Origin of the sequence: Kitasatospora sp. NPDC004799 (genome assembly GCF_040609095.1) — a bacterium.
GTDB lineage: Bacteria > Actinomycetota > Actinomycetes > Streptomycetales > Streptomycetaceae > Kitasatospora.
In genome coordinates this window covers 1-12,545 of sequence record NZ_JBEXJK010000056.1, presented here as the reverse complement: position 1 = coordinate 12,545, position 12,545 = coordinate 1, and the positions used below count along the sequence as shown (strand labels likewise).

Genomic DNA, 12,545 nt, shown 5'->3' with positions numbered 1-12,545 from the left:
ATGCGCTTGAAGGTCAGCCGAGTTCTGCCGCAAAGGCGACGAACGCCGACCACTCGCTTGGCGAGAACCGGAACTGCGGGCCGTCCTTGTCCTTCGAGTCCCGCACGTGGACTGAGCCGGGGCTGGAGGCCACCTCGACGCACTCAGGCCCCTCGTTGCTGCTGTAGCTGCTCTTGAACCACTCCAGTCCCGCGACGCCATCAGCGGGGGGCTTGATCATCATGTCTCTCCCAGCAGTTTCTCGATGAACGTCATCGACTCACGAGGTGTGAGTGCCTGCGCCCGGATGATGCCATATCGAGCCTTCAGCACGTGGGCGTGTTTCCGGTCCGCGATCACACGACTGAACTGCTGGACCTCCGTGTGCGCGACGGTGAGCCCGTCCGGGGTCTCGAACAGGCACAACTGGCCGCCCATGCCCGCGTGGTCTTCCCGGTCGGTCGGCATCACCTGGATCTCGACGTTCCGCAACTGCCCGATCTCCAGCATGCGTTCCAGCACGCCCCGCAGAACCTCTCGCCCGCCGAGCGGGCAGCGCAGCGTCGCCTCCTCCTGCACGAAGCTGAGGATGGGCGCGGGCCAGCGCTCGAAGATCACCTGCCGTGCCATGCGCGCCGCAACCTGCCGCTCGATGGTCTCCTCGTCGAGCAGGGGTCTGCGCATCTTGAACAGCGCCCGGGTGTAGTCCTCGGTCTGAAGCAGACCTTGGATGTTGTGGTTGCTGTACGCCCCGATCTCCACCGACTCGGCCTCCAGCTTGGCCAGGTCGCGCACCTTCTTCGGGTACCTCGCCGTCACCAGGTCTGCCTTGAACGCGGCCACCATCCCGCCCGCGTTCACCGCCTCGTCGACCTTCTCCAGGAACTGCGCGGTCGGGATCCGCTGCCCGCACTCGACCTTCGCCACCAGCTCCTCGGAGAACCCGATCGCAAGCCCCAGCCCGGCCTGCGTGAACCCCGCCCGCTCGCGCCACAGTTTGATCTGCCGCGCGATCGTCCTCACGACCTCCGGCTCTTCTTCCCAGTCCTGCTGCTCGGTGCCACTTCCCAACAGCCCGGCTTCCACCGCCATTGCCACGCACCCAGACGTCACGCACCGCCGGAGTATGACTACACACCGTCGCGCCGCCCTGAAATCGGCAGCCCGGCCCCAAGTCCCTCCCGATACCACCAGCCCCGCTCACCACACGTAATCGGCCGATCACCAACGATCGTTTCCCGCCAAGGGAATTACCGTCCGTACCGGCACACACCACGCACGGGCTGGCAAGATGGGAGGTCGCGCGCGTTATCCGTGCGCTCTCTGTGCGTCCGCGTCCGCGTGAGGAAAGGGAACGAGAGCCCCGATGCCCACCAGCGAGCTCTTCCTGGGTGATGTCTTCGACATCAAGGAAGACATCCATGCCGGCGACTTCAAGATCGAGCTCTCCCAGGGCTTCTCCGAGACCGACGCCCGCGTCGCCGAGTACGTGGTCACCGACCAGCTCGCAGAAGCCTTCCGCTTCGCGCTGAAGATCGTCGGTGCCGCCGTCCGCACCGGGAACTCCCACGCCGCGTACCTGCACGGTTCGTTCGGCTCCGGCAAGAGCCACTTCCTCACCGTCCTGCACGCGATCCTCAATGGCAACGCGCTCGCCCGCGGCAAGGAGAAGCTGCAGGAGGTGATCAACCAGAACGACGACTGGCTCCGGCAGTCCCGCTTCCTGATGGTGCCGTACCACCTCGTCGGCTCGACCGACCTCGACTCGGCGATCCTCGGCGGCTACGTGCACGCGATCCGCCGCCAGCACCCCGACAGCCCCACCCCCGCCGTCTACCGCGCCGACTCCGCACTCGCGGACGCTCGCCGCCAGCGCGAGTTCCTCGCCGACGACGCCAAGTTCGTCGAGTGGCTCGGCGAAGGCGCCACGATGGTGGCCCCGGGCAGCACCGAGCCCGCCCCCGTCGACGAGGACGATCTCGACGCCGGCGCCCTTCCCACTGCGGCCGCAGGCCCGGACGCCTGGACCCCCACCGACCTCGACCGGGCCTTCGCCGCCCCCGCCGGCGACCCGCACCGCGAGGCCCTCGTCTCCGCCCTGCTTTCCGGCCCGATGGCCGCCTACGCCCAGGGCGCCCGAGGTGACAAGGACGCGTTCCTCCCGCTGGAGAACGGCCTGTCCGTGATGTCCCGGCACGCCCAGTCCCTCGGCTACGACGGCATCGTGCTCTTCCTGGACGAGCTGATCCTCTGGCTCCAGGCGCACATGGGCGACCAGGACTTCGTGCGCGAGCAGGTCCAGAAGATGGTCAAGCTGATCGAGTCCGGGGACAGCGACCGCCCGGTGCCGATCGTCTCCTTCGTCTCCCGTCAGCGTGACCTCTCCCAGCTGGTCGGCTCGGACGTGGCCGGCGCGGACGTGCAGAACCTGGAGCAGCAGGTCGAGTACCTCGCCGAGCGCTTCGACGTCGTCGACCTGGAGGACAGCAACCTCGTCGAGATCATCAAGCACCGTGTCCTGTCCCCGAAGCCGGGCATGGAGCACGAGCGCGACGAGGCGTTCAGGCTGGTCGAGTCGGCGCGGGACAGTGTCCGCCAGGTCCTGCTGGACGCCCACGGCCGTACCGAAGCAACCTGGGACGACTTTCGGACTCTCTACCCCCTCTCCCCCGCCCTGCTCAACGTCCTGGTGGACCTCTCCGGGGCGCTGCAGCGCGAGCGCACCGGTCTGAAGCTCGTCCAGGAGCTGCTGCGCAGCCGGCGCGACACCCTGAAGATGGGCGAGCTCATCCCGCTCGGCGACCTCTGGGACGTCATCGCCGCCCGCAGCGGCGAAGCCTTCACGGGGAAGCTGCGCAAGGACTCGGAGATCGCGCACCGCTTCCACGCCCGGGTGCGCAACTACTTGGTGCAGAAGTACGGCTCCGAGGACGACGCCCGCTTCCAGGCCGACGACCGCATGATCAAGACCCTGCTGCTGGCCGCGCTCGCGCCGAACGTGCCGGCCCTCGCCCGCCTCACCGGCGAGCGGCTGGCCGCGCTCAACCACGGGTCGATCAAGGTCCGGGTGGGCTCCGCCGGCTCGCAGGCGAGCAAGCGGCTCCAGGAACTGCAGCCCGACTTCGGCGAGTTGCGCAGCGACGGCACCGCCGACCCGGTGTTCCACATCCACCTGTCCGACCTCGACGTCGAGCCGCTGCTCGACGAGGTCCGCAGCGAGGACAACATGGGCGCCCGCCGGCAGTGGGTGAAGGACCAGCTCTGGTCCGCCTTCGGGATCAACGACACCCAGTCCTTCCTCTGCCGTCGCGACGTCGTCTGGCGCGGCACCAAGCGGACCGCCGAGTTCGTCTTCGGCAACGTCCGCGATCCCAAGCTGCGCGACGACCAGTTCGAGCCCGAGGTCCCGGGAAGCGTCCGCTTCGTCCTGGACTACCCCTTCGACGACAACAACCACTCCCCCAACGACGACGTCCGCCGCGTCGAAGAACTGAAGCGGAGCGGCAGGAACGCATCGGTCGTCGTGTGGATCCCGCACTTCCTCTCCGAGCAGCGGGCCAACCAGCTCGGCCGTCTCCTGCGGATGAACTACCTGCTGGAACGCGACCGACTCGACGACCACACCGCCACGCGCCCGGTCGAGGAGCGGATGCAGATCCGCCAGCAGCTCAAGGAGCAGGCCGGCAACCTCACGACCCAGCTCACCGGCGTCCTCCACCAGGTGTACGGGGTGCACAGCCCGGACCCGAACAACATCGGCGCCGAGGTCACGGACAACCAGCACCTCTGGTCGCTGGAGCGCACGTACAGCCGGCCAGAGCTCGCACCGGGCGCCGGTTTCGAGCAGAACCTGTACAGGATCGCGGACGGCATGTTCGACGCGCTCCACCCCAAGCACCCGGACTTCGACCGCAACCTCGAACGCAAGGCGGTCACCACCCGGGAGCTGAAGACCACCCTGGAGTGGATCGGGCGCGCCATGCAGGACGGCTCCCGGCGTACGGTCGTCGACCGCCACCACCTGCCCACCGTCAAGAAGGTGGTGCACGCCCTCAAGCTCGGCGAGGTCCATGACGGGCCGCTCAACCTGACCAACGACTGGCGCCTGCAGATCAACCAGAAGGCGGCCGAGGCCCGGGCCGGCTCGGACCTGTCCGTCGACGACATCCGCAAGTGGATCGAGGAGCTCGGCTACACCGGGCTCGACAAGAACATCGGAAACCTGATCATCGCCACCTACGCGCTGCTGGACGACCGCACCTGGGTCTACCAGACCTCGGCGCTGCGGGAAGCCCCCGATCTGGAGCGGATCGGCACCGGGTACGGGCTGCGCGCCGTCGAACTCCCCAGCGAGGAGGAGTTCGCCGCCGCCTGCCGCCGGGCCGCGAAGATCTTCGGCGTATCCGGTTCGTCCCTCCTGTTCGCCCGCAACGTGAACGGGATCGCCACCGGCGTGCGCGAGGCGGCGAGGCGCAACAAGACGGCGGTCGCCGAGCTGCGCGGCGCGTTGAACAAGCACGCGACCGCCCTCGGGCTGATCACCAAGGCGCCCCGGCTGCGGTCGGTCAACGCCGCCACGGACCTGACCGAGCGGCTCGCCCGAATCGACGACAACACCGCTCTGCTCCGCGAACTCGCGGCCGCCGGGTACGACGTCACCGACGAGGAGATCACGGCGACGATCTCGAACGCCGCCGAGGTCCGCGACGCGCTCGACGACACCAAGTGGGCGCGGTTGGAGAGCATCCGCGCCTACATCGGACGCGGTGACCGGGTCGGCGAGCGCGCCGAGCGGCTGGTCAACCAGGTGCGGGAGGCGGCGAACGACCAGGAGCAGGCGACCCACCTGGCCCCCGTCCTGCACCAGTTGGACGATCAGGTGGTCGCGCTGATCACCGAAGCCGCCACGCTGTCCCAGCCCGCACCCCAGCCGCCCACCCAGCCCGCACCTCCCGCACCGCAGCCCGACCCGGGGGCCGGCGTTGTCAGCCTCACCGAGCACGGGAAGCCGTCGGTGCCCTCCGACGACACGACGGCCTCCGGAACGGACGAGGCCCGGCCTGCAGGCCCCGGCAGCCCAGCCGACGGTGCAGGGTCGGGCCGTTCGGGCGCCCATCGCGTGATCGAGCCGACCGAGCTGGAGGCCGGCCTCGCCGCGGCGGTCGCCGGGCTGTCCGACGAGATCCGCTTCTACGTCGCCGAACATCCGGGTGCCCGGATCGAGCTGGTCTGGCGACCCGTCCCGACGACCGACGAGAACGGCCGGAGCAACGCCGGGGCCGGCCACTGATGCCCACGGCCCTGCCGCAGATCGGCCGCCGGACCATCGAGGCCCTGCTGGCCGGCTCCAAGTCGAGGGAGAGCTCGAAGGAGAAACCCTCGAAGGACGCCGCCCCGGAGCCGAGGGAGGCACCGGACCGGCGACTGGTTCTGTTGTACGGCCGCTACGCCGAGCCGACGCCCGCCGAGTTCGCCATCAAGGTCGGAGCGACCACCCGACGGGTCAGCGTCGTCGAGGAGGACTCGGTCCTCGGCATCATCGAGGCGTGGCAAGAGCACCGGAGCACCGCGTCGGAGGGCGACTTCCTGGTCGTCGCCACCGGCGTGGACGACGCCCAACTCGGCTGGGACGTACGCGCGTACGCCGCCGGCAGGCGAATCCTGACGATCGAGAACGCGCAGATCGTCATGCAACGGTTCGGCGTCCTCCAGCTCGACCCGACCATCCAGCAGCAGACCTGGCTGCTGGACGCCCTGCTCGACGCGGAACCGGCCGACGGCTGGCCGCGCGTCGGCACGGTCCTCACCCGTGACGCGGCCCTGGCCGCCCTCGTACCCGCCCGCCTCGGGCTGCGCAGGGGTGACGGCAGCCTGACCGGCCCTGGGCAGGACACGACCATCGATGCCGACACGCTCCTCGCATGGTCCCGGACACCGGCCGGTCCGCAGCGCTTCACCGAGTTGGCTCCGCAGGAACGCGCTGCGATGAAGGCGTGGCTGGGTGAGACCGCCGGTCCCGCCGTACCGGTCCTACTGTCGCTGGTCGAGGCCGGCCTGGGGCATGACGCCATGGCCCTCGGACTGCTGGCCTCCGCCCTGCGCGACCCCTCCGCCGACTCGGACGCCGCCCTGGCCGTGGGCGGGCTCTTCGGCCAGGTCACCCCGCGCCGCAACGAGCTGCAGTCCTTCGCGGAGGCGGTCGAAGGCACGGTGACCCGGTGGATCGGCCAGGCGCGGACCAACGAGGACGCCCGCCAGCGGGTACTCTCCGTCATCGACCGAGCGGATGAACTGGCCGTCAGGGTCGGACTCACCGACAGCCTCCGCGGCAACCGTTTCCTCGGCTCCAGCCTCACCGGCCAGCTGCGCCGGGTCTGTGCGCTCGCCCGACAGTCCCCCGCGGACGCCGAGTCCGCACTCGCCGATCTCAGTGGCCACGGACTCGCCGCGCTGCATCCGAACCGCGTGCTCGTCGCGGAAATGGCCGTCCGGGTTGCCCGGTGGCTGGCCCTTCCCCAGCCGCAGGTCACCTCGGTCGCGGCCGGAGTCCGGACCCACCTGGCCGACTGGGGATGGGTCGACCGTGCGCTCACCGTCCTGTGGCACGGTGATCCCTCCGGGGACACCGCCACCGACCAGGACCTCCGGGCGCTCTACGAGGAGGCGGCGCTGCGGCGGTCCGTCCTCGACGAGGCGTTCGCCCGGCGGCTCGCCACCTGGGCGCCCCATGCCACGGCCCAGCAACCTGGTGAGTGTCTGGTCATCGAGAACGTCCTGGCCTCGACGGTCGTCCCGCTGCTGCGCAAGGACGGCCCGGCGCCGTTCGTCCTCGTTTTGGACGGCATGAGCAGCGCAGTGGCCGCCCAGCTCGGCGAGGAGACCGAACGCGAGGGCTGGCTGGAGACCGTTCCGCCGTCGCCGGACGGCGCCGCGCCGGCCCGGCTCGCCGCTGTGTCGATGTTTCCGTCGGTCACCGAGATCAGCCGGGCGTCGCTGCTCAGCGGCGCCGCCGTCAAGGGCGGCCAGACGGTGGAGACGACGGGATTCACTACCTTCTGGAGGCGCCACCAGCGGTCCTCCGTCCTGTTCCACAAGGCCGCGATAGGCGGACAGAGCGGGCGCTTCCTCTCGGAGGAGCTCACCGTGGCGCTGGCCTCGGACTCCGTAGTAGGCGTCGTCCTCAACACCATCGACGACGCTCTGGACAAGGGCCAGGAGGGCCGCCGGACCACCTGGGGCATCGATTCCGTCACCTACCTGCGGGAGCTGCTCGCCGCCGCGCGCAGCTACGGCCGACCGGTCGTGCTCGTGGCCGACCACGGGCACGTGCTGGAGCGCAAGCCGGGCGAGGGCCCCACGGCCAACGACAGTGCGGCGAGTGCCCGTTGGCGGACCGGCACCCCGGCCGAGGGTGAAGTCCTGCTCGCCGGCCCCCGGGTCTTCGAAGGCGGGGGCACCATCGTGGCCCCGTGGCGAGAGGACATCCGGTACACCGGCCGCCGAGCCGGCTACCACGGCGGTGCGGCCCTCGCCGAGGTCACCGTGCCCGTGCTGATGCTCGTGCCCTCCCGCGATGCGATGCCCAAGGACTGGGTCGCCCTCCCGCGCGAGCAGGCCGTGCCCGGGTGGTGGGCGCCGAGCGCCGAGCGCTTCCGCCCGGAGGCCGAGGCGTCGGCCGGTCCTCTCGCCGACGCGACCCCGATCGACCGCCCGGGCCCGGTGGCCGACGCCGAGGAGAACTCCGACACCCCTGCCGAGCCCGTCGGCGCAGTCGCCACCACACTCGGTACGCAGGTCGTGGGCAGCGTGGTCTACAAGGCGCAGAAGGAGTACGTCCGCAAGGCGCCGGAGACCAAGGTCGTGGTCGCCGTCATCGACGCCCTCCACCACGCCGGAGGAACCATGTCCCCGGCCGCCCTGGTGGCGGCGATCTCGGCCACGGGGCGCTACCGACGGAACATCGACGGGTTCATCGCCATCCTGCAGCGACTGCTGAACATCGAGGGGTACCCCGTCCTCGGGTTCATCGACTCCGGCCACACCGTCAAGCTCGATGTCACCATGCTGATCGCACAGTTCCAACTGGAGGAACCGCGATGACCGCCCAGCACGAGGTCAGCGCCGTTCGTCGGCGCGAAGTCATCGACGCCCTGCGGCGCGGCACCGTGCCGCAGTCCGGGCTCGACCTGCTCGCCGTCGGACTCGACCGGTTCGTCGGAGCGCTGGACGACGACTTGGCCTCGGTGGCCCGTGGCGGCGCCGCCTTCCACGCCATCCGCGGTGAGTACGGCTCCGGCAAGACGTTCTTCGCCCGCTGGCTCGCCGAGCGGGCCAAGCGCGCAGGGCTCGCCACCACGGAAGTGCAGATCTCCGAGACGGAGACCCCGCTCCACCGCCTGGAGACGGTCTACCGCAGGCTCACCGAGCGCCTCACGACGGCCACCCATCAGCCCAGTGCCCTCCGGGCGGTCGTCGACTCCTGGTTCTTCACCTTGGAGGAGGAAGTCCTCGACGCCGGAGAGGTGGACGAGGACGACGAGGCCGCCCTGTCGACTGCCGTGGATGTCCTGATGGAACGTCGGCTCGCCGACGTCGCCCGCACCACCCCGGCCTTCTCCGCCGCGCTGCGCGGCTACCGGCAGGCCCTCGCATCCGGCGACACGGCGACCGCGGAGGCCGTGATCGCCTGGCTGGGCGGACAGAAGTCGGTCGCCGCCTCGGCCCGGCGTGCAGCCGGAGTGCGCGGCGACCTCGACCACTTCGCGGCGCTCGGCTTCCTCCAGGGCCTGCTGACCGTTCTGCGCGACTGCGGGCACCCGGGGCTCCTCGTCGTCCTCGACGAGATCGAGACCCTTCAGCGGGTTCGTGGCGACGTCCGCGAGAAGGGCCTCAACGCACTGCGCCAGCTGCTCGACGAAATCGACGCCGGCCGGTTCCCCGGGCTCTTCCTCGTCATCACCGGCACCCCGGCGTTCTACGACGGCCAGCAGGGCGTCCAGCGCCTGCCTCCGCTCGCCCAGCGGCTCTCGACCGACTTCACCACGGATCCGCGCTTCGATTCGCCGCGGGCCGTCCAGTTGCGACTCGCCGGCTTCGATCTCGCCCGGCTCGGCGAACTCGGCCGTACCGTGCGCGATCTGTATGCCGGGGCCGCGCGGAATCCGGGGCGGATCGCCGAGCGGGTCGGCGACGCGTACCTCGCCGAGCTCGCCACCGCGGTCACCGGTGGGCTCGGCGGCAAGGTCGGGGTGGCGCCCCGGCTGTACCTGCGCAAGCTGATCGCGGATGTGCTGGACCGCGTCGACGAGTTCGAGGACTTCGACCCGCGGCAGCACTACGCGCTGACCGTGTCCACCGGCGAGCTGACCGAGGCGGAACGCAACGCGGCAGCGTCCGTTGCCGACGACATCGAGCTGGATCTTCCGTGAGCGGCGTCGACGACCTCGACCCTGTACTCGTCCACCACATCGTCAACACGCTCGGTTGGCCAGGCCTGCGCCCGCTGCAGGAGCGTGCTGTCGAGCCGCTCCTCGCAGGCGATGACGCGGTTCTGCTCGCGCCGACTGCTGGTGGGAAGACAGAGGCCGCCGCCTTCCCGCTGCTGTCCCAGATGAGCATGCAGAGGTGGAGCGACACCTCGGTGCTGTACCTGTGCCCGCTCAAGGCTCTGCTTAACAATCTGCTGCCCCGGCTTCAGACGTACACCGCCTGGCTCGGCCGTACGGCAGCGCTCTGGCACGGCGATGTGACCACCGGGCGCCGTCGGTGGATCCTGGCCGAACGACCCGACGTCCTGCTGACCACGCCCGAGTCGCTCGAAGCCATGCTGGTCAGCGCCCACGTCGACCACAAGGCCTTCTTCTCGGGGCTGCGCGCCGTAGTGGTCGACGAGGTCCACGCCTTCGCCGGGGACGATCGGGGCTGGCACCTGCTCGCGGTCCTGGAGCGGCTGCAGCGGGTCGTAGGACGCCCCATCCAGCGGGTGGGGCTGTCCGCGACGGTCGGGAACCCCGCCGAGCTGCTGGAGTGGCTCCAGGGAACCGGTGTCGGGAAGCGCCCTGGCCGGGTCGTCGCCCCCCACCTCGATGAGCCTGCCGGTTCCTCCCCGGGTGGCCAGGCCACCCCTCCCCCGGGCGACGTACAGCTCGACTACGTCGGCTCGGTGGACAATGCGGCGACGGTGATCGCCGCCTTGCACCGGGGCGAGAAGCGCCTGGTCTTCTGTGAGTCACGACGGCTCGTGGAGGAACTCGGCGAGAAGCTCCGCATGAAGGGCGTCACCACCTTCCTGTCCCATGCCTCCCTCTCCGTCGACCAGCGGCGCCAGGCGGAAGAGGCCTTCGCGGAAGCCAGAGACTGCGTCATCGTCTCGACCAGCACGCTGGAACTCGGCATTGACGTCGGCGACCTGGATCGGGTCATCCAGATCGACGCCCCGGCGACGGTGGCCTCTTTCCTGCAGCGCATCGGGCGCACCGGTCGACGCGCTGGAACCAGCCGTAACTGCCTGTTCCTCGCACTCGACGAGAACGGCCTGCTCGGCGCGGCCGGCCTCCTGCTCCAGTGGTCCAGAGGATGGGTCGAACCGGTGGTTGCGCCACCTGAGCCGCGCCACATCGTCGCCCAGCAACTGCTTGCCCTCTGCCTGCAGGAACACCGGGTCGGCGATCACCTATGGCCAGAGTGGTGGAACGGCCTCGGGCTCTTCAGTAGCGAGGCCCGCCCCATCCTTCGCCACCTGGTTGAGGAGGGCTACCTCGATCAGGACGGTGGCCTTCTCTTCATCGGCCCGGAGGCCGAACGCCGGTTCGGCCACCGGCACTTCATGAACCTCACAGCAGTCTTCACCTCACCACCCCAATTCACCGTCCTGCACGGCCGAACGGAGATCGGGCAGACCGATCCCGACCTGCTGACCGAGGAAGTGGCCGGCCCCCGAAGGCTGCTCCTGGCCGGTCGAAGTTGGCTGGTCACCTACATCGACTGGAGCCGCAAGCGCTGTTTCGTCGAACCCGTCGACAGCGGCGGAAAGGCCAAGTGGAGCGGCTTCGGGTTCGTACGAGGCACCTCCTTCGAACTCACCCGTGTTGTCCGGGAAGTCCTGTTGGGTACGGACCCGCCCGTCGACCTCACCAAACGAGCAGTGCGATCGCTGGCCGAGGCGAGGGAACATTTCCTCGAGGAGGTTCATCCAGGCGGAACACTCGTAACCCGGACCTCCAACAGCCAGATCCGCTGGTGGACGTGGGCCGGCCATCACGCCAATGCCACCCTCGCGTCCACTCTTTCCGAACTCACTGTCCCAGCACAGCGCGTCAACGACTGTTGGATTCGGCTGAGGGAAGACGTCACACCTCAGATGTGGAAGGACGCGCTGGCTCACGCCGTCGACCGGCTCAGCCTGCCAGACGTGGACGACCGAGCGGTGAAAGGGCTGAAGTTCGCCGAAGCCCTCCCCGCCCGACTCGCCCAAGCCACGCTGGCCCGGCGCCTCGCAGATCTGGCGAGCGCACGGATCGTCCTGGGCGAACCCACACGGTTTGCCATCAAACCAGTTTGATCGATGTCTCACAGCGTGCGCCTCTCGGCTCTGGACGAGCAGGCTCATCGACAATCCCCTGCTTGGTCAAGAGCCTTGGCTAGGCGATCACGATGGTGCGGGGGGCCTGAGACCGCGGATTAGCTTCCCCTACCCGTTTGGGTAGTAAGTCACCGAACAAATCCGCAACTCGAACCCGAACCGGCTGACGGCCAACGGTCCAGCACACGTGTTCTGATGCAACGCATCGTGGGCGCCGCACCCGTCAGCCACGAGGCGCGAGGCGCCCGGCGCGTCGTTACGCAGCCGATGGGCGGCCGTGACACGACCGGCCGAGGACCGCGACACGGCGCTCCTACGGTCGTCCACGACGCCACCGGCCGAGCCGTTCGAGCCGGCCGGAGGGCGTCCGCGACGAAGGACGTCCGCGTCCGGCGCCGACGACGGACGTCCCGCGACACCGGCACGCCGCCTTCCGCACACCGCACACCGCACCGCGGACCGGCGTCCGCCCCGTACCGACCGATGCAGATGGAGACACCCCGCATGAGCAGGAGCCGTACCCACCACTCGCCCGCCCGCCGCGTCCTGGCGGCCTGCGCCCTGACCGGCGCCGCGCTGCTGGCCACCGTCACCGGCGGGCAGGCCTGGGCCGACGGCGCGCCGAAGCCCGCCGCCCCCGCCCCCGCCGCCCCCGGCGCCGCCGCGCCGAGCCCCGAGACGGCGCCGAAGACCGCCACGCCCACCCCGGTCGCCCCCCGGTCCGCGGCCTCGCCGGCCGTGGCCGACCCGAAGGGCGCCCCCGCGCCCGCCCCGGTCGCCCCCGGCGACGCCCGGCCGCAGGTCCGCGAGGTGCCCAAGGGCGCCGCGCAGGCCGGTGACGGCTCCTCCGCCTCCGACGGTTCCGGCCTGATGCTCGCCGGTGGCGGCGCCGTCGCGGCCGTCGGCGCCGCCGGCCTGGGGTTGGCCGTCGAGCGCCCCCCCTCCCGGGCGCGCGCGTGGCACCGGTGCCCAGTCCGCCCGGCAC

The 12,545-nt window shown here is 70.3% G+C and carries 7 protein-coding genes; 5 read left to right on the top strand and 2 right to left on the bottom strand.

Translation table 11 applies throughout. The annotated features are described in order from the left end of the window. Positions 1 to 13 precede the first annotated feature (13 nt). The gene (locus ABZW03_RS10545) at positions 14 to 223 is read right to left on the bottom strand and encodes a DUF397 domain-containing protein (protein WP_355254705.1); all 210 of its coding nucleotides are present in this window, start codon (positions 221 to 223) and stop codon (positions 14 to 16) included. Then, positions 220 to 1,071, bottom strand: a complete 852-nt coding sequence (locus ABZW03_RS10540; RefSeq protein ID WP_355254703.1) for a helix-turn-helix transcriptional regulator — start codon at positions 1,069 to 1,071, stop codon at positions 220 to 222. The genes ABZW03_RS10545 and ABZW03_RS10540 overlap by 4 nt, the downstream gene beginning before the upstream one ends. 274 nt (positions 1,072 to 1,345) lie before the next feature. Here ABZW03_RS10540 and ABZW03_RS10535 point away from each other — a divergent pair, with 274 nt between their 5' ends. The 5 genes from ABZW03_RS10535 to ABZW03_RS10515 all read left to right on the top strand — a co-directional run. After that, complete coding sequence (locus ABZW03_RS10535; protein WP_355254701.1) at positions 1,346 to 5,269, top strand: PglY protein; 3,924 nt, start codon at positions 1,346 to 1,348, stop codon at positions 5,267 to 5,269. After that, positions 5,269 to 8,079: a BREX-2 system phosphatase PglZ gene (gene pglZ / locus ABZW03_RS10530; RefSeq protein ID WP_355254699.1), complete on the top strand. Its 2,811-nt coding sequence runs from the start codon at positions 5,269 to 5,271 to the stop codon at positions 8,077 to 8,079. The genes ABZW03_RS10535 and pglZ overlap by 1 nt, the downstream gene beginning before the upstream one ends. Next, positions 8,076 to 9,407: a BREX system ATP-binding protein BrxD gene (gene brxD / locus ABZW03_RS10525; protein WP_355254697.1), complete on the top strand. Its 1,332-nt coding sequence runs from the start codon at positions 8,076 to 8,078 to the stop codon at positions 9,405 to 9,407. Before pglZ ends, brxD begins: the two co-directional genes overlap by 4 nt. Beyond that, complete coding sequence (locus ABZW03_RS10520) at positions 9,404 to 11,539, top strand: DEAD/DEAH box helicase (protein WP_355254696.1); 2,136 nt, start codon at positions 9,404 to 9,406, stop codon at positions 11,537 to 11,539. Before brxD ends, ABZW03_RS10520 begins: the two co-directional genes overlap by 4 nt. A gap of 525 nt (positions 11,540 to 12,064) precedes the next feature. Further along, positions 12,065 to 12,545, top strand: a 481-nt coding sequence (locus tag ABZW03_RS10515; protein ID WP_355254694.1) for a hypothetical protein, incomplete at its 3' end; no start/stop codon positions are given.

What these genes read in the sequence shown, in the direction of transcription:
- ABZW03_RS10545 (WP_355254705.1), bottom strand. Translation starts at nt 223, where the DNA reads ATGATGATCAAGCCCCCCGCTGATGGCGTCGCGGGACTGGAGTGGTTC.
- ABZW03_RS10540 (WP_355254703.1), bottom strand. Translation starts at nt 1,071, where the DNA reads ATGGCGGTGGAAGCCGGGCTGTTGGGAAGTGGCACCGAGCAGCAGGAC.
- ABZW03_RS10535 (WP_355254701.1), top strand. Translation starts at nt 1,346, where the DNA reads ATGCCCACCAGCGAGCTCTTCCTGGGTGATGTCTTCGACATCAAGGAA.
- pglZ (WP_355254699.1), top strand. Translation starts at nt 5,269, where the DNA reads ATGCCCACGGCCCTGCCGCAGATCGGCCGCCGGACCATCGAGGCCCTG.
- brxD (WP_355254697.1), top strand. Translation starts at nt 8,076, where the DNA reads ATGACCGCCCAGCACGAGGTCAGCGCCGTTCGTCGGCGCGAAGTCATC.